The organism is Streptomyces sp. NPDC093260 (assembly GCF_040683715.1).
GTDB classification, from domain to species: Bacteria; Actinomycetota; Actinomycetes; order Streptomycetales; family Streptomycetaceae; genus Streptomyces; species Streptomyces sennicomposti.
On record NZ_JBFBEK010000014.1, the window covers coordinates 180,528 to 198,362 of the forward strand.

Sequence of the window (17,835 nt, forward strand, 5' to 3'; positions counted from 1 at the left end):
GCTCGACGACCGACCGGACGACCGTGCCGGCCCCGCCCCGCTGCTGAGCCGGCAGCCGCACGGCGGAGGCCGGGCTTCCCCCTGGCGCGTTGTCGTCCCCGCCGCGGTGGCGCCGTTGACCGGTTGACCGGGGGAGGGTTTGCTCTGCTGCGCGCGCCCGCCGCCGACACCGGACGGTCGGCCGCGACCGTGTGTGCGTCAGGGGAGACGAGGAGGGGACGGCCATGGCCGGAGGAGCGGTGCGTGGGACGGGCGGGGACACGGGCAGGCGCCGGCCGGCCTTCCGGCGGGCGGTGCGCGGCGCCGGGGGACTGGCCGCCGCGGCCCTCCTGGGCGCGGCCGCGGTCGCGCCCGCGGCCGCCGAACCGGGCGCGTCAGCGGTTTTGACGGTGCCCGGGCTCACCCAGCGGGTGACCTACGGGCCGGGCGGCACCCAGCTCGACGCGCCGTCGTGGGGCGGCGGTGTGAGCGAGGACGGTCGGTTCGTGCTGTTCGCCTCGGCGGCCGGCGACCTCGTACCGGGGGACACCAACGGCATCGAGGACGCGTTCGTCCGGGACACCTGGACCGGACGCGTCCAGCGGGTCTCCGTGGGGGACCACGGCAAGCAGCTCACCGCCGGGTTCCTCGGCATGTCGCTCAGCGCCGACGGCCGTTACGTGGCCTTCGGTTCGGACGAACCCGGGCTGGTGGCGGACGACACCGACGACCGGAGCGACGTGTTCGTGTTCGACCGGGTCACGAGGCGCACCGTGCGGGCGACCGCGGGCCCGGAGGGCGGCGGGTTCGACCCGGCCATCAGCCGGGACGGGCGGTACATAGCCTTCTCCTCCACGCGCAAGGTGGACCTCCCCGGCGGCGAGAGGGGCCGCCAGAACGTCTACGTCCTCGACCGCGGCACCGGCGTCACCCGGCTGGCCAGCGTCACCCGCGACGGCGCCGTCCCCGACCAGCCCTCCCGGTCGGCCACCATCAGCGCCGACGGGCAGCGCGTCGCCTTCGTCTCCCGCGATCTCGGCCTGGCGGAGGCCCCCGACGACCCCGGCGACATGCCGCAGGAGCCCGAGAAGAGCGTGGGGACCGGCGAGAACGCGAAGTGGCGCGCCGACGACGACCCCACCGGGAGCCCCCACGGGGCCGGGGACGCCGACGCCTCGATCCTCAAACCGACCCTGTACCCGATGTACGTGTACGACCTGCGCACCGGCCGCGTCCGGCCCGGCAGCCAGGGCCCGGACCGCCTGCTGGGCACCCCCGACGGCCGGATCACCCCGGACGGACGGCGCGTCGCCTTCATCGGCTGGGAGATCGACACGCGTCCCGGGGCGCCCTCCGGCGGCTTGCTCCGGCATCGCTACATCGCCTACGTCCACGACCTGGAGACCGGGACGACCGACCAGGTGAGCCGGACCGCCGCCGGTGAGGACGGCAACGGCGAGGACACGGAGATCGTCACGAGCGGTGACGGCCGCTGGGCCTACTTCGTCTCCTCGTCGGACCATCTGGTCCCCGGCGACACCGACGGGCGGCAGGACGTCTTCCGCCGCGACCTGCGGACCGGACGCACCCAGACGCTGTTCGACCTCGGGCAGGCGGCCACGGACGAGGCCGGTACCGTCACCGGCGCCGACGCGCACGGCGCTTCGGTGGTGGTCTCGGGGCCGGACGGCGCGTTCGGGTACCCGGGCGACACCAACGGCGACTACGACGTCTTCGTGCGCCGCGTGCTCCCCTGGTGACCCCGGGCCCGCCGCCCCGCACGGGCGGCGGGGCGCCGGCCGCCGGCTCGCGGACCGACGGACCGCGCGCGGCGGCCGGTCACATGAGGACGCGGGTCACGCCAGGACGCGGGTCACGCCAGGACCTCGACATACCCGTCGGTCCCGCGCACGCGGACGCGCTGCCCGTCCCGGATCAGCCGGGTGGCCCGCTCCACGCCCACGACGGCCGGCAGGCCGTACTCCCGTGCGATGACCGCGCCATGGGTCATCAGGCCGCCCACCTCCGTCACCAGGCCCGCGATCCCGACGAACAGCGGCGACCAACTGGGGTCCGTGAACGTCGTGACCAGGATGTCGCCCGCTTCGAGGTCGGCCTCGGCCGGGTCGAGCACCACGCGCGCCCGTCCCTCGACGGTCCCGGCGGACACCGGCAGACCGACCAGGGCGCCGTCCGGCACGTCGTCGCGCCGGTACGCACCGGTGACGGCCTCGCCGTCCGAGGTGAGGACCCGGGGAGGCGTCAGCGCCTGGAACGACCGGAACTCGTCCATACGTCGCCGGATGAGCCGGTGATCCACCCGGTGGGTGCGCACGACGTCGTGGAATTCCTGGAACGTGAGGTAGAAGACGTCCTCCGCCTCCCGGAGCACACCGGCCCGCGCGAGGCGCTCGGCCTCCTCCAGCAGGGCCCGCTTGTAGACGAAGTAACGGCTGACGATGCCGTACTTCGGGTATTCGCGGTACCCGATGAAGGTCCGGACCCGCTCGATCATCCGCTTGGTCTCGTCGGCCTTGCGCTCCCCGTCCGGCAGGGCCCGCAGCCGCGACAGCACGTCCCGCTCCTTCTCCCGGGCCCGCTGCCGCCCCTGCTCGAAACGCCGCGCGGCGGCGCCCGGTGCGAAGTTCCTGACGTTGTCGAGGATCGCGGGCACGAGCGTGAGGGGGCGCTCGCGCCACCGCGGCCGGGTGATGTCGATCTCTCCGGCGCAGCGCATGCCGTAGCGGTCGAGATAGGCCTCGATGGCGTCACGCGCCTCCCGTCCGCCCGTGAGGCCGGCCAGCGCGTCGAGGAAGTCCTCGTCCCGGGTCTCCCGCAGGAACGCCACCACTTCCGGGTACGGACGGATGACGTCCGCGACGTCGAGCAGCGCCAGGCCCATCTCCGAGGTGACGTTGCCGGGGGCGGACAGGGTGAGCGTGTCGGCCGCGTTCTTCTCGCCCAGCCACTCCTCCAGCCGGTCGCCCAGCCACCACGTGGCCTCCATGCCCGCCATGATCACTTGGATGCTCAGCGGATCGCTGAGGACCCGCTTGTGCTCCTCGAAGGCCTCCAGCAGGAAATCGAACAGCGCCGGTCCGGTCTTCGTCCGGATGTCGCGCTCCAGGGCGGCGACGGACGCCCGGCTGCGCTCGGTCAGCTCGGCCACGACGGCGGGGTCGGTCGCGACCGGGGCGGGCGCGCCGCCGGCGCCCCCGGCCGGGGCCCCGCCGGGGCCCGTGTCCGGGAGGGACGGGACGAAACCGTCGCGGTCGAGGACGGTCTCCAGGGCGTCCCTGACCAGCGGATCGCCCCTCCCGATGACGTCCAGGAGGCCGGCGCGGCTCGCGGGCGAGGCCAGCCGCCGGGTGACGTCGACGAACAGCCGGCCGCCGGCCTCGTGCATCGGCGTCATGGCCGTCAGCCGCCACATGGACAGCCCCAGCGGCTTCATGGGGTCGGTCATCATCTGCTGGTGGCCGACGGACACGTAGACGTGATGCTCCTCGTCGGGCGCCTCCGGTACGGGGAACAACGTCGTGATCGGCCGGCTCTGCACGATGTGGAAGCCGTCGCCGGCCAGGCACCACTCGATGTCCTGAGGAGAGCCGAGGTGCGCCTCGATCCGCCGCCCGAGCTCCACGAGCCGCACGGCCTGCGCATCCGTCAGCGCCGGCCGCTCCCGCCGTCGCGCGTCGATCACCATCGCGCGCGTACCGCCGGACGGCAGGGCGTGAACGGCCCGCTGCTTCGCGGCGATCGTCCTGGAGACGACTTCGCCGTGCCGCACCTTGAAGACGTCGGGGTTCACCAGGCCGGAGACCAGTGCCTCACCGAGGCCGAGGCCGGCGTCCACGGTGGCGACCTTCCGGTCGCCCGTGACGGGGTCCGCGGTGAACAGGACGCCGGCCGCCTGTGGGAAGACCATCCGCTGCACCACCACGGCCATGCGGACCGTACGGTGATCGACGCCGTTGCGCTGACGGTAGGTCACGGCCCGCTCGGTGAACAGGGAGGCCCAGCACCTGCTGATGTGCTGGAGGACCGCCGTCGGTCCCACGACGTTCAGGTACGAGTCGTGCTGTCCGGCGAAGGAGGCGGTGGGCAGGTCCTCCGCCGTGGCGCTGGACCGGACGGCACACCCGACGTGCTCGCCGAGCCGGGCGAGCGCTCGGGTGACCGCCGCCGCCAGATCGGCCGGGACGGCGGTCTCCTCGATGGTCCGGCGGATCCGGTCACTCAGGGTGCGGATCGCCTCCCGGTCGTCCGGGTCCGAGCGCGCCAGCTCGTCGAGCCGCTCGTCGAGCGACGGCGTTTGCGCCGTGATCCACCGGAAGGCATCCGTCGTCACACAGAAACCGCCCGGCACGCGGACCCCGCCGATCCTCGACAGCGCCCCCAGCTGCGCGGCCTTGCCGCCGACGACCGGAACGTCGGTCGCGTCGACCTCCCGCAGATCCACCACGTACTGCTCGGTCACCGCGGTACCTCCACGACAGCCGCGCCCCGTCGCACCGCGGCGGCCGATCGCATGACCGGCCCCTCCTCGGCCGCGCCTCCTGCCGCGTCGTAGGTCCTCGTCCAGGGCTGCTTTCCCTCCCGTACCGCGAGTCCCCTCGCCGGTGCGACGTCCTCGCGTCGCCCGTACGTCCACCATGCATCACGCACGTCGTCCCTCGTCTTCGCAGGTCGTGGCCATGACCGCCGATTCTGCGTCACACCCGGGGCCTTGCCGCAAGCCCCCAGGTGCGCTATAAGTTGAGAGTGGCGAGGAGAGTGCACTCCTTGCCTCTTTCCTTGTGCGCACATCCCGTCAGCCCGCGGACGAGGCGGAATCCGCCGGATGACCGCGGGCGTTCAAGTGCCTGGCAGAAGTCCTCAGCGGCGTCAGCACGGTGCGCAGGTCTCTTCCCGACGGACGGAGAAGGCGCCCGCGGCAGCCGCCAGGACCGCCACCCGCGCGGCGCGTTCCGGGAGCCGAGGGTCCCCATCGGCACGCAGCAGCACCAGTTGGCGGTAGAGCGGCGCCGTGGCGGCGACCAGCAGGCCGCCGACATCACGCCAGCGCCCGGTGGACCGTGGCGCGCTGCACTCCGGCCCGCGCCGCGACACCCTCCGTCGTGAGTCCTCGGTGACCTCTTTCAGCGAGTTCCGCGCGCACCACGGAGAACCTGGGCGCGGACGCGGGCGGTGCGACCGCCCGGACAGCGGTCCGGTGTCGTGTTCCGGTGCCGTGGTTCCGGTCCTGTCATCGGCAATCAGTATCCGGTTGATCGACGCGACAGGGCTGTGCCAGCATCTTAACGCGACAGTTGTCGCTCTAGGATCGCCAGAGAGGAACCGCCTCCAGATGCCGCCCGTTCCCGCCGACCCCACCGTGCTCCACCCGATGCCCCAACACCCACGCGTGGTGCTGCTCAAGCCGCTGGTGAAGTCACCTCTGATCGAGGTCGGTGACTTCTCCTACTACGACGACCCGGACGACCCGACGGCGTTCGAGACGCGCAACGTCCTGTACCACTACGGTCCCGAGCGGCTCGTCATCGGCAGGTACTGCGCGCTGGGGACGGGCACCCGTTTCATCATGAACGGCGCCAACCACCGCATGGACGGCCCTTCCACCTTCCCGTTCCCCACCATGGGCGGCTCCTGGGCGGAGCACTTCGACCTGATCAGCGACCTGCCCGGCCGGGGCGACACGGTCGTCGGCAACGACGTGTGGTTCGGTCACGGCGCCACTGTCATGCCCGGTGTGCGCATCGGTCACGGCGCGATCGTCGCCGCCGGCGCCGTGGTCACCCACGACGTCCCCGACTACGGCATCGTCGGCGGCAACCCCGCCCGGCTCATCCGCACCCGCTACGACGCCGCGGACATCGCCCGGCTCCTCGCCGTGGCGTGGTGGGACTGGCCCGTGGAGCACATCACCGGGCACGTACGGACGATCATGTCGGGAACCGTCGCCGACCTGGAGGAGGCCGCCGCACGGATCAACCGCTCCTGACGCCACCCCTTCGCCCCACCGCCCGCACCGCCCTGCGGAGCAACGGCGGCCTCGCCGACTGACGGGCCGGCCCGTCCGGGCGACCCGGGGCGCGTGCCGGCGACCACGCGCCATCAGGTCGGGTTCAGGTGGCCGCCGGGGTCTCGGCGGCGAGGCCGGTGAGGTAGGCGGTGAGGACGCGGGTGAGGCGGGGTTCCACCTCGACCGCGGCATGCGCGAGCCGGGGATCGCTCGCGTACAGCTCCCGCAGGCGCGGCCCCGGGGTGGCCATCTGCCACAGCGCCCCCGCCATGCCGGTCGCCGTGGCGATCATGTCGACGGCCTGCAGCTCGGTCAGGCCGAGCAGGCGGTGCAGTTCCCCGCCGATCCGCTCGACCTCCCCGAGCGTCACCAGCTTGAAGGACCGTACCGACTCGATCGACACGTTCCTCTCCAGGTTCAGGGGCGCCTGGGCCAGCAGGTCGCAGAACATCGGGCGTGCCGCGAGCGTGCCGCTGACGACCCCGGCGACCTCGGCGGCGGTGGCCCGCGCCCGGCCCGTCAGGTCGCCGCACAGGTCGGCGGACCACTGCCGCCAGCCCTCCGCGGTCAGTTCGAGGAAGATCTGCTCCCTCGTCTCGAAGTAGCGCAGCAGCGCCGACTTGTGCATGCCCACGGCGGCCGCGATGTCGGTGAGGGTGACGTCCCGCACCCCATGACGGCGGCCGAGTGCGCGGGCCGCGTCCAGGATCGCCTGTTCACGGGCCTGTTTGGCCGCCGCACTGCGCGCCCGCTGAAAGCCTGCCTCACTCATGGAGGACATCATAGGAATCGGTAGCACAACGACGTTGCGCTATTAAGAGAACGGTGTTGTACTAAGTGCATGAGTGCAGAACACCCGCAGGTCTGGTTCATCACCGGTTCGTCGCGCGGCCTCGGCCGCGCCCTGGCCGCCGCCGCCCTGGAGGCCGGCGCCCGCGTCGTCGCCACGGCCCGCCGTCCCGAGGCGGTGGCGAAGGAGTTCGGCGAGTACGGCGACCGTGTCCTCCCCCTCGCCCTGGACGTCACCAGCCCCGAGGCGGCCCGCGCGGCCGTCGGCGCGGCGGTCGCACGCTTCGGACGCGTCGACGTCCTCGTGAACAACGCGGGCTACGCGAACGTGTCGCCCATCGAGACGGCGGAGGACGACGACGTCCGCGCCCAGTTCGAGACGAACTTCTGGGGCGTCTACAACGTCACGAAGGCCGCGCTCCCCACCCTGCGCCGCCAGGGATCGGGCACCGTCGTGCAGATCTCCTCCGTCGGAGGCCGGGTCGGCGGATCGCCGGGCATCGCCTCCTACCAGGCGGCCAAGTTCGCGGTCGACGGCTTCAGCCGGGTGCTGGCCGCGGAGACCGCACCGTTCGGCGTGCGGGTCATGGTGGTCGAGCCGAGCGGCTTCGCCACCGACTGGGCCGGCTCGTCCATGACGGTCCACACCGTCCCGGACGCCTACGACCAGACCGTGGGCGAGATGAACCGGCGCGTGCGGCAGAGCACGGACGGCGCGGCCGGGGACCCCCGCCGCGCCGCCGAGATCATCGTGCGGACCGTGGGCCGCGAACAGGTCCCCGGCCACCTCCTGCTCGGCGTGAACGCCGCGACCATGGCCCTGGACCACTCCCGCCGCCAGCTCGCGGAGGCGACCGCCTGGGAGAAGGTGAGCCGTTCGGCGGACTTCGCCGAGCCCTACCCCGCGGAACTGCCGCCCGAACAGCGTCCGTGACGACGCGCGCGAGAACCGGCATGCGGTTCGCCGGCGGAAGGCGGGGAGGCCGGCGCCGGGGTCCGTCCGGATCAGCCCCGGAGGGTGGCGAGCCAGTCGATCAGCAGACGGTTGACCTCGTCGGGGCGCTCCTGCTGGATCCAGTGGCCGCAGCCGTCCAAGAGGTGGGAGGCCGACAGGCCGGGGAGGGTGGTGGGGTAGGCGTCGATGGCGTCGGACATCCAGGTGGTGGAGGCGTCCAGGGCGCCGCCGATGAACAGGGACGGCTGCTGGACCGGGGCGCCGTGGTACGGGGCGAGGTCTTCCCAGTCCCGGTCCATGTTGCGGTAACGGTTGAGCGCGCCGGTGACGCCCGTGCGCTCGAACTCCCCGGCGTAGACGTCGAGGGCGTCCTCGCTCAGCCAGGCCGGGAGGACTTCCGTGGGGAAGCGGTCGCGCAGCCGGCCGCCGCGGGCGACGAAATGCGGGTCGGGCTCGCCCTGGGCAGGCATGGTGTCGGCGGACAGGGCCGCGTAGAAGCCCGCGAGCCAGCCCCGGACGTCGGGCTCGATCTCCGCCTCGGCGCGGCCGGGCTCCTGGAAGTAGGAGACGTAGAACTCCTGCTCGGGGCCGCCGATCCGGCCGAAGACGTCGGTGGGACGGGGGCCGCCGGGCGGCGCGTAGGGGACGCTCAGCAGGCCGACCGCGCGGAAGACCCCGGGGTGGAGCAGGGCGGAGGCGGCGGCGATGTTGGAGCCCCAGTCGTGGCCGACGACCACCGCGCTCTCCTCGCCGAGGGCGCGCACCACGGCCACGTTGTCCTCCACCAGGTCGAGCATCCGGTAGGCGTCGGTCGCCGCCGGCTTGGAGGAACGGCCGTAACCGCGCACATCGATCGCCGCCGCCCGGTAGCCGGCCGCGGCGAGGGCCGGGAGCTGGCGGCGCCAGGAGTACCAGGACTCGGGGAAGCCGTGCACGAGCAGGACCAGCGGGCCGGTGCCCTGTTCGACGAGGTGCAGGCGACCGGCAGGTGCTTGGACGGTGCGGTGGCGGAGCTCAGCGGTCGGCGCGGGCTGCATGGCTTCTCCTCGGTTCGCGGCGGACGCGGCTACCGCCGATCATGATGCGCGCCACCCGCCCGACGCGATCGGCTTTGCCGTTCCGGCAACTCCGCAGGGCAGAGCGGCGGGGCGGCACGGTGGGAAGGCGCGGGAAAGCCGATGACGGACGGCCGCGGGCCGACCGTGCCCGTCGGGACGCCGGTGACCGCTGACGTCCGAGCGCCGGGGCCGACCACGGGCGAGTCGGTGACGGCTGCGCGTCTGGCGCGGAGCGCCGGCTGCCATGGCCCAGGAGCCGATCGTCACCCGGCACGACGAGTGAGGCGGCGGCGGCCGTATCGACCCTGTCACGACCCGCTCCTGCGCCGCCCCCGCGCACCGCCCCCATGGGCGATGCCGAGCGGACGCCGGCGCGGGATCCGGCACGGACGGTCCACGGACGACACGGACCATGGCGCCTTCGCCCGGGTCATGGTGCCGTCGACGCCGCGAGCGATGACGCGTGGTGCCGTGCACCGGTGACGATGAGTGAGACGTTCTGTCCGCCGAACCCGAAGGAATTGCTGAGCACGGCCTCCTGGGGCACGTCCCGTCGCTCTGCGACGACATCGAGAGCGATGTCGGCTCCGACGCCGGCCGCGGTGAGGTTGCGGGTCGGCGGGATGACGCCGTGCTCCACGCTGAGGACGGCGATGAGCGCCTCGACCGCGCCGGCCGCGCCGAAGAGATGGCCGAGCGCCGCTTTGGGCGCCGTCACGGTGGCGTGGCCGAAGACCTCCCGGATCGCGTGTGCCTCGGCGACGTCGCCGACGGGGGTGCCGGTGGCGTGGGCGTTGATGTGGCCGATCTGGGCGGGCGTCAAGTCGGCCTGCACGAGCGCCTTTCGCATGGCGGAGATCTGACCGGCTCCGTCGGGCGCGGGCGCCGTGATGTGATGGGCGTCGGCCGCCACACCGGCGCCCGCGAGTACCGCGTGGACGTGCGCGCCTCGGGCGGCGGCATGCGCGGCGCTTTCGAGCACCACGACGGCGGCGCCTTCACTGAGGACGAATCCGCTGCGGTCGGCGGCGAACGGACGGGACGCCGAGGCGGGTTCGGCGGTGTGCCGCGACAGCGCCTGTGCCTGGGCGAAGCCCGCGACGGTGATCGGCGTGATCGCGGCCTCGGTCCCGCCGGCGATGACCACGTCCGCCTCGCCCGCACGGATGAGCCTGGCCCCCAGGGCGATCGCCTCGGCGCCGGAGGAGCATGCCGAGACGGGCGTGTAGACCCCGGCCCGCGCACCGTATTCGATGCTGACCAGCGCCGCCGCCGCATTGGGCATGAGCATGGGAACCGTGCGCGGCGAGACGCGGCGCATCCCCGCCGCCTCCAGCACGTCGTCCTCCTTCAGCAGCGTCCGTACGCCGCCGATGCCCGTGCCGATCGCCGATGCGAGCCGTTCCGGGTCCACCCGCGGGGCGCCCGCGTCGGCCCAGGCTTCGGCCGCCGCGACGAGGGCCGCCTGTTGCGAGCGGTCGAGCCGCCTGGCCCGCACCGGGGGCAGCGACTCGGCGGGGTCGACCGCCATCGTCCCCGCGACGGTGTCGGGAAGGCCGCTGTCCTGATGGTCGCGCAGGACGCCGCCGCGGATGCCGGACTCGCCGGCGAGCAAGGCGTCCCAGGTGGACGCCACGTCCGCCCCGAGCGGTGTGATCGCGCCGAGTCCGGTCACGACGACCTCAGTACGGTGCATGCCCTTCAACCTTTCTTGTATGCGATACAAGACAACAGGCCCTGTTGTATCACATACAATTACGGCGTGGAGAAGAAGCGAACCGAAGCCCGGGCGACGTCGTCCCGCTCCCGTGACCGAGGCCGCGCCACGAGGCGCCGGCTGATCGAGGCGACCGCACGGCTCTGCAAGGAGCGGCCCGGCGCCGAGCTGAGCGTCGCGGAGATCGCGGACGCGGCAGGCGTCTTCCCCAATCAGGTCACCTACTACTTCGGCTCCAAGGACTCGCTGCTCGTGCACGCCGCCTTCCTCGGCCTGCTGCACGACGCCCGGCGGATCGAGCGCATCGGCCGCCAGGCCCTCGACGCGGCGACGTTCCGGCGCAACGTCGCCCGCGCCGTCCTGGCCATGCCCTCCCTCCCGTCGGTCGCGCGAGCGCTCGCCGCCGGGATCTCCAGGCCCGAACTCGCCCCCGTGGTCGACCGGCATCTCCAGCTGCTGTTCCGGCAGTCCGAACACTTCGTCGGGCAACTCGTCGACGGTCGCGGCTGGAGGGCGCGTCGACCGCTCGACGTGGAGGCCAGGACGTTCTGGAGCACCGCGCTCGGAGCGGTGCTGCTCGTCCGTGCCGGGGCGCACGGCACCGTCGCCGACCTCGACCTCGCCGGAGCGCTGACCATCCACGACGACTCCGCGCACGCCTGAGGAGCCCGGGGAGGGCAGGCGGTGCGGCATCGGGCCGCCGACCACCGGTCATGAGTGCCCCCTGCCGTGGGAGTCCGTCGCGCGGGAGTCGAGTCGGAGGCCGGCGCCGTCGCCCGGGGGCATGGCGCCGCTGGGGTGTCCGCCTCGGGATTCCTGCCCGTCCGCCTCGGGGTTCCTGCCCGTCAGAGCGAGCACCGGTGCCCCCCCGCCACGGGACGGCGGGCGCGGGGGTCGCGGTGCGCGAGCAGCGTTGTACGTTCCCCCTCACGGCGCGTCTCTCGTTTGTGAGGGGTGAAGCGGGGAATCAGCCGGTCTTGCCGCACAGTACGAACACGTGATCCCCGGAGGGCCTGGGTCATGATCTCCCAGAGAAGGCAGAAGTGAGGACCGAGCAGGCCGGGTGCGCCGCGGGCAGAGCCTTCGAACACCGGCGGACCTCTCCTTCCCCCGGCTCTCGGAAAAGGACTCGCACCGCCACGGGAGAGTTCCTCCCCTGACGGCACCCGGCAGCACCGGACATGAGAAGAGGCCGGCGCACTGCCCTTCGGCATATCTTTTCACCGGGTGTCCGTACACACGAAGAAGCGGTCGAGGACGGGAAGCCGGATCTCCAGGAAGGCGAGGACACGGTGGCACCGGAGAACACGCAGGGCGCGTGGGAACAGTCCGTGGCAGCGCCCTGCCCCCACCTCGTCCCGGCGCTGGAGGCCATCGGGGCCGGAGCCTACGTCGTGGACGCGCAGGGCCGCATCGTCGCCGCCAACCGACGCGCCGAGGACCTGCTGGGCCGTCCCGTCGAGGACCTCCTGGGACAGGACGCCCACGACCTGCTGCACCGCGGGCCGCAAGGACAGCAGATGCCCACGACGCAGTGCGGGATGCGGCAGGCGTTCCACGCCGGGAGCCCCGCGCAGGGCGGCGACGAGCACTTCGAGCGCGCCGACGGTTCCCTGCTCTCCGTCTCCTGGATGATCGCCCCGTACGTCGTCGGCGACCGGCGCACCGGCACGCTCGTCGTCTTCCACTCGCGCGGACAGGCACCCGGCGCCGGACCACGTCCTCAGCAGGGCGCCAGAACGCTGACCGCTTTCGACCGGCTCGCCCTGCTCGCCGAGACCACCACCCGCTTGACGTCCACGTTCGACGTCGAGGAGGCACTGCACCGGCTGGTGGGCCTGGTCCTGCCGCGCCTGGCGGACTGGGCCGTCGTCGACCTGATCACCGAACGCGACGAGGTCTGGCGCACCGCCGTGGTCCAGGCGGTGGGCGACACCCTGGTCCACCACGCTGATCTGGAAGGGCCCATGCCGCCCGTCCCGGAGCAGTCCATGATGCCCCTGTCGAAGGCGCTGCGGGGCGTCGCGTCCGCTCTGGCCGGCCCCGACATCTACCAGGGCACTCCGGACTCCGGCATCACAGCCGAGCAACACCGCCTGTTCGAGACCACCGGCATCCACTCCGCGGCCATCGCCCCCATCCGCAGCACCCGCGACGTCCTGGGCGCCCTCACCCTCGGCCGGGCCAGGGGTCAGGACGCCTTCACCGTCGCCGACCTGCCCCTGCTGGAGGACATCGCCCGCCGTGCCGGCCTGGCCCTGGACAACGCCCGCCTCTACCAGCGCCAGCGCAAGGTCGCCGAGACCATGCAGAACCATCTGCTGCCCCAGATGCCCCATGTGCCCGGACTGCAGATGACCGCCCGCTACCTGCCCGCCCCCGACGCCTCGCAGGTCGGCGGCGACTGGTACGACGCCTTCGCCCTGCCCGACGGCGCGACCGCGCTCGCCGTCGGCGACGTCGTCGGGCACGACCTGGAGGCCGCCGCCGGCATGGCCCAGTTGCGCAACATGCTCCGTGCCTACGCCTGGTCCCAGGAGCAGCCCCCGAGCCGGATCGTCGAATGCCTGGACGAGGCGATCATGCCGATCACCGACGTCACCATGGCCACGCTCGTCCTCGCCCGGGTCGCCCGGACCCGTGACGGCCACTGGCAGCTGTCCTGGACCAACGCCGGCCACCCTCCGCCCCTGCTCATCACCCGCGACGGGCTGGCCCACTACCTCACCGACGGCCACGGCCTGCTGCTCGGCACGGGCGCCCGTGCGCCCCGTCCCGATGCCACCCTGCTCCTGCCCCCGGGCAGCACGCTGGTGCTGTACACCGACGGCCTCGTCGAGAAACCCGGCGACACCATCGACGACGGGCTGGACCGACTGCGCCAGCACGCCGCCGCCCTCGCCCACCGCCCGCTGCCGTCCTTCACCGACCAGCTCCTGCACCGTGTCCGCCCACCCGGCCTCGACGACGTCGCTCTCCTGACCCTGCGCACACCCGAGCGCGAGCGCACCGACGCGATCCCGCCGAGGGGCGCGTAGCCGTACGAACAGCTCGCCGACCGGCGTCAGTACGGGGCGCCCGGCCCGATCGCCTTGTTACCGAACACGGACATATCCGGGGGAACAGTGCCCGCGTGAGCGTCATCTCACGGGGTGCAGCGAAACCGCCGACGTGACCGGTCACCCTGCGGGGCAGGGAAAGGCGCCGCGTCCGGACCGACCATGGGGGAGATCTCATCATGACCACGCAACGTGCCCGCCGTACTGCCCGTTCTGCCGCCCTGGCCGCCGTCACCGCCGCGCTGGCCCTGGGCCTGGCCGCCTGCGGGGGCGCCGGCGAGGGCTCGAAGACGGCGGGTGACGGCGACCACGCCGCCGGCGCCGCGCAGAGCCGGTCCGCGGCTCACGAAGAGGGCAAGGGCGGTGCGGCGCGGACCATCAGCAGCACTGACACCAAGAAGGAAGCGCGCACGGCGACCGTGTCGAGCGGGAGGGGCGAGGCCGCGGGCACGGGCGCGACGGCCGGCGCACAGCCCTGCCGCGGGGACGAACTGCTGGTCACCGCGGTGCACCGGTTCGCCGGTCAGCAGGGCGACCACCTGCTGGTCACCGCGTCGAACGAGAGCGCCAAGCCCTGCTGGGTCACCTCGTACCCGGCCGTGAAGCTCGGCGACGACGTCGACGGCCGCGTACTGCCGCACTCGAAGAAGGACAACCCGGGCGGCGACAAGCGCCTCACCCTCCGTCCCGGAGACAAGGTGTACAGCGCGGTGAACCTCTTCGACTACGGCTCCGGCCACCACACGGCGCGCTCGTTCGCCCTCGCACTGCGCGGCACGGACGGCCACGCCGGCCCGTACTACTCCGTCGACTCCAAGGGCCGGAAGCCGCAGTTCAGTTGGAACGAGGCCGACGTGCTGAACTGGAACACCGAGAAGCCGTACGACTTCTGACGCCACCACCTTCCGGCACCACGGCAGCCGTAGGTGCGACGGTTGCCGACCCCGCCGCGGCGGGCCGGCCCGCCGGGCGGGGAAGCGGTTCCAGCGCATCCCGCCCGGCACCCGGTGTCCTCGGCGAGTCGGGCCGGGGACGGGCCGTCACCGGCCCGGGTTGAGTTCCGTGTACACCGTCTGGACCAGCTCGTCGGCCTCGTGCGTGCCGGGATCGTCGGGGACCTCGTAGTAGCCGCCCAGCGTGTTGATCACACTCTTCTCGGAGGGGTCGAACTCGTGGGAGCGGTCCTCCCGCTCCCTGGCGGTCCGGGGATCAGGCACCTGCCACCACCACACCTTGTTCCGGATCTCCTCCTTCGAGACGGGGCCTGTCAGGACGATGGCCCTGCCCTGGACCTTCCCCGTGATCCTGCCGGAGTTCGCATCGGCCGCCATGCGTCGTCTCTCCTTCCACCGAGCGGAGTCGTCGGCGACATCCGTCTGTCCGACAGGGCAGCGGATACCCGGCCGGGGTACCTCTACGCCCCGCTTCGAGACAGTCACCGGGCCGAGCCCTCGGCCACGCGGGCCGGCACCGGACCGGCCCGGACATCAGCCGGGCCGGCGCGGGGTAGGCGGTGCCGGGACGGAACGTCTCCAGGCGCCGGACGGCGACCAGCCCGCGAGGAGGGCGCTCGAACATGCGTGGAACCGACGACCGCCGGCACCACTGGTGGGCGGCGCTGCGCCGGACGCCGGTCTCCGTCTGGAACGACGACGTCACGGACTGGGCGGCCGCCCTGACCTACTACGCCGTCCTGGCCCTCTTCCCCGTCCTGCTGGTGATCCTCTCGGTCCTGGGGCTGACCATGCCCACCACGACTCCCGAGGTGATCGACCGGATGACGCAGGTGGTCCCGGCCGCCTCCCGGGAACTCCTGCGCGGCGCCCTCCAGGAGATGGCCCGGCAGTCGTCCGCGGCATGGGTGCTGGTGGTCGTCGGCGTCGTGGGGGCACTGTGGTCGGGATGCAGCTACCTGAGCGTCTTCCGCCGGGCCCTGCACGCCATCCACCACGTCAGCTCGCACCGGCCGGTGTGGCGGACCGCGCCACGCATCATCCTCACCGCGGTCGTGCTGATCGGCCTGCTGCTCACCACCACCCTCGCGCTGTTGCTGAGCGGCAGCGCGGCCGGACGCCTGGGACGGGCGATGAACCTGGGCGCCGTGCCGCAGACCGCGTGGGACGCACTGCGGTGGCTCGTCCTGGCCGTGGTGGGGGTGGTTCTCGTGCTGGTGCTCTACCGTTCGGGACCCGCCGCGTCCAGGCCGGTGCGCAGGATGGCGCCGGGCGGCGGCCTCGCGATCGTCCTCCTGCTGACCGCCTCCCTGGGATTCACCGTCTACGCCTCACATGTGAGCACCTACCACCGGCTGTACGGCTCGCTGGCGGGTGTGGTGGTCTTCCTCGTCTGGCTCTGGCTGTCCAACCTGGCACTGCTGGTCGGCGCTCAGTTCAACGTCGAGCTGGCGAAACCGGCCGAGGCGGGACCGGCGGCCTGACCGCACGTGCGCCGAGGCCCCCGGCCCGCCCACGGGCGGCCGCGGTCAGCGGACGGTGACGTCGAAGACCGGTGAGGCCGTCGTGCCGTTGACGATGCGCAGGTCGTTCTTGCCCTTGAGGCCGAGCTTGACGCCCAGCGAGTAGGAGCCGCCGCGTGACACGGGGGCGGACGCGGGCAGGGACACCCACGTGCCGTGCTGCTTCTGCTGGAGGGTCACCTTGCCGCCGGCCTTGATGCCGGTGGTCTTGCCGGTGACCCGGAACAGCTGCCAGGCCCGGACCGACGTCGTCGACGGCGTGGCGGTGATGCCGGCCCTGGCGGCCTGGTCCTTCTGCGCCGAGGCCACGGGCGACGCGGTGTGCGTGGCCGCGGTGGCGGCCGTCGCCGTGCCCGCGAGGGCGAGGGCGAGGGAGGCGGCCCCCAGCGTGCCGATGAGGGCCGTGCGCAGAGAGCGACGCTTTGAAATCATCACGGGTATGTCCCTTTCCGTGGCGAGAGTTCCCGCTCTTGCCGAAAGTGAGCTACATGCCGTTCGGCGTGGTCGGCTATAGGGACGGCACGGAAGGGACGGGCGTTCATCGGCGTCATGTCCTCGTCCTGTAACAGCCGTCGAGGCGGCCGGGACAGCCCGACCAGGTGGTCATTGAAACGGCCGTCGGCCCGGAGGCGCCGCCCGTCAGAGCGGTGGAGGCACTGGGACGTCTGCCTCGCCGAATGATCTCCGTCATCGGCCACTCGCCCTGCTTCGAACGGCGCCGGCAGCGTCGCGCCGCCTCCCGGACGGGCCCGGCCGTGCGCGGCCCGCCCGGGCCGCGCACGGTCTCCGGCCGGAGCCCGTCCGCCGTGCGGCGGTCAGGTCAGGACAGCCAGCGCTTCCACACCTCCGGGTGGCCCTCCACCCACTTGCGGGCCGCGTCCTGCGGGCTCAGCTTCTGATCCGCGATCATCAGCGAGACCTCGTTCTGGTCCTCGGTGGTCCACTGGAACTTCTTCAGGAAGGCGGCCGCCTTGCCGCCGGACTGCGCGAAGTGCGCGTTGAGGAACTTCTTCAGCGGGGTGTGCGGGTAGGCGCAGGCCACCTTCGCCGGGTCGGCGTCACAGCCCTCGTGGTACGGCGGCAGCCTCACCTCCGTCATGGGGACCTTCTCCGAGAGCCACTGGGGTGTGTACCAGTACGTCAGGAAGGGTTTCTTCTCCTTGGCGAACTGCTTCATCTGGGTGATCTGCGCCGCCTCGGAGCCGGCGAACACCACCTGGTAGTCCAGCTTCAGACTGGCCACCAGGGCCTTGTCGTTGGTGACGTAGGACGGGGAGCCGTCCATCAGCTGGCCCTTGCCGCCGCTCTCCGCGGTGCGGAACAGGGAGGCGTACTTGTCGAGGTTGCGCCAGTCGGTGATGTCGGGGTGCTGCTCGGCCAGGTAGGTCGGCACGAACCAGCCGATGTGGCCGGTCACCCCGAGTCCGCCGGCGTCGGCGATGGTCTTCTTGTCCTCGACGTACCGTTTTTCCTGGTCGGGGTGGCCCCAGTCCTCCAGGAGGGCGTCGACCCGGCCCTGGCTGAGCGCGTCCCAGGCCGGCACCTCGTCTACCTGTACGGTGTCGACGCGGTAGCCGAGCTCGTGTTCCAGGATGTACCGCGCGACGGCCACGTTGGACTGCGCGCCCACCCAGGACTGCACGGACAGGGTGACGGTCTTCGAGCCCTGCGCGTCGGCGAACGGGCTGGCCTGCCTGGTCATGTCGGCGGCGCCGCAGCCGGTGGTCAGTCCCAGCGCGGCGACGGCCGCGACCAAGGCGGTGGTGCGGATACGCAT

General features: G+C 72.6%; 14 protein-coding genes and 1 pseudogene. 7 read left to right on the forward strand and 8 right to left on the reverse strand.

Annotation, left to right across the window (positions count from 1 at the left end):
- Positions 1-224: 224 nt before the first annotated feature.
- Complete coding sequence (locus AB0N63_RS20000) at positions 225-1,739, forward strand: hypothetical protein (protein ID WP_365530313.1); 1,515 nt, start codon at positions 225-227, stop codon at positions 1,737-1,739.
- A 113-nt stretch (positions 1,740-1,852) separates the two neighbouring features.
- Here the strand turns inward: AB0N63_RS20000 and rph are convergent, their stop codons facing one another.
- Positions 1,853-4,459 (reverse strand): rifamycin-inactivating phosphotransferase, encoded by a 2,607-nt coding sequence (gene rph, locus AB0N63_RS20005; protein WP_365530314.1) that lies wholly within the window; start codon positions 4,457-4,459, stop codon positions 1,853-1,855.
- Between the two features lie 407 nt (positions 4,460-4,866).
- Positions 4,867-5,231: pseudogene (locus AB0N63_RS20010) on the reverse strand (helix-turn-helix domain-containing protein).
- A 98-nt stretch (positions 5,232-5,329) separates the two neighbouring features.
- Here AB0N63_RS20010 and AB0N63_RS20015 point away from each other — a divergent pair.
- Entirely contained in the window at positions 5,330-5,983 is a 654-nt protein-coding gene (locus AB0N63_RS20015; RefSeq protein WP_365530315.1) for a CatB-related O-acetyltransferase, read from the forward strand.
- Positions 5,984-6,107: 124 nt separating this feature from the next.
- Here the strand turns inward: AB0N63_RS20015 and AB0N63_RS20020 are convergent, their stop codons facing one another.
- Entirely contained in the window at positions 6,108-6,776 is a 669-nt protein-coding gene (locus AB0N63_RS20020) for a TetR family transcriptional regulator (RefSeq protein ID WP_365530316.1), read from the reverse strand.
- 69 nt (positions 6,777-6,845) lie between these two features.
- Between AB0N63_RS20020 and AB0N63_RS20025 the strand changes: the two genes are divergently transcribed.
- Positions 6,846-7,727 carry an SDR family NAD(P)-dependent oxidoreductase gene (locus tag AB0N63_RS20025; RefSeq protein ID WP_365530317.1) on the forward strand — a complete coding sequence of 294 codons (882 nt, stop codon included), beginning with the start codon at positions 6,846-6,848 and terminating at the stop codon, positions 7,725-7,727.
- 71 nt (positions 7,728-7,798) lie between these two features.
- On the opposite strand, the gene AB0N63_RS20030 is transcribed toward AB0N63_RS20025, so the two are convergent.
- Positions 7,799-8,785 carry an alpha/beta hydrolase gene (locus AB0N63_RS20030; RefSeq protein ID WP_365530318.1) on the reverse strand — a complete coding sequence of 329 codons (987 nt, stop codon included), beginning with the start codon at positions 8,783-8,785 and terminating at the stop codon, positions 7,799-7,801.
- A gap of 451 nt (positions 8,786-9,236) precedes the next feature.
- A complete protein-coding gene (locus AB0N63_RS20035) occupies positions 9,237-10,502 on the reverse strand; it encodes a beta-ketoacyl-[acyl-carrier-protein] synthase family protein (RefSeq protein ID WP_365530319.1) in 1,266 nt (421 codons plus the stop codon).
- A 66-nt stretch (positions 10,503-10,568) separates the two neighbouring features.
- On the opposite strand from AB0N63_RS20035, the gene AB0N63_RS20040 reads away from it, so the two are divergent.
- From AB0N63_RS20040 to AB0N63_RS20050, 3 genes are all read left to right on the forward strand, one after another.
- Positions 10,569-11,186 (forward strand): TetR/AcrR family transcriptional regulator C-terminal domain-containing protein, encoded by a 618-nt coding sequence (locus AB0N63_RS20040; protein WP_365530320.1) that lies wholly within the window; start codon positions 10,569-10,571, stop codon positions 11,184-11,186.
- A 668-nt stretch (positions 11,187-11,854) separates the two neighbouring features.
- On the forward strand, positions 11,855-13,561 hold the full coding sequence (locus AB0N63_RS20045) for a SpoIIE family protein phosphatase (protein WP_365530321.1): 1,707 nt from the start codon (positions 11,855-11,857) through the stop codon (positions 13,559-13,561).
- Between the two features lie 200 nt (positions 13,562-13,761).
- The gene (locus AB0N63_RS20050; RefSeq protein WP_365530322.1) at positions 13,762-14,475 is read left to right on the forward strand and encodes a DUF4232 domain-containing protein; all 714 of its coding nucleotides are present in this window, start codon (positions 13,762-13,764) and stop codon (positions 14,473-14,475) included.
- A gap of 147 nt (positions 14,476-14,622) precedes the next feature.
- Here AB0N63_RS20050 and AB0N63_RS20055 read toward each other — a convergent pair whose 3' ends face one another.
- Complete coding sequence (locus AB0N63_RS20055; RefSeq protein WP_365530323.1) at positions 14,623-14,913, reverse strand: hypothetical protein; 291 nt, start codon at positions 14,911-14,913, stop codon at positions 14,623-14,625.
- Positions 14,914-15,158: 245 nt separating this feature from the next.
- Between AB0N63_RS20055 and AB0N63_RS20060 the strand changes: the two genes are divergently transcribed.
- Entirely contained in the window at positions 15,159-16,019 is an 861-nt protein-coding gene (locus AB0N63_RS20060) for a YihY/virulence factor BrkB family protein (RefSeq protein WP_365530324.1), read from the forward strand.
- 45 nt (positions 16,020-16,064) lie between these two features.
- On the opposite strand, the gene AB0N63_RS20065 is transcribed toward AB0N63_RS20060, so the two are convergent.
- Together AB0N63_RS20065 and AB0N63_RS20070 are read right to left on the reverse strand one after the other, a co-directional pair.
- Complete coding sequence (locus AB0N63_RS20065) at positions 16,065-16,490, reverse strand: hypothetical protein (RefSeq protein ID WP_365530325.1); 426 nt, start codon at positions 16,488-16,490, stop codon at positions 16,065-16,067.
- Positions 16,491-16,878: 388 nt separating this feature from the next.
- A complete protein-coding gene (locus AB0N63_RS20070; RefSeq protein WP_365530326.1) occupies positions 16,879-17,835 on the reverse strand; it encodes an ABC transporter substrate-binding protein in 957 nt (318 codons plus the stop codon).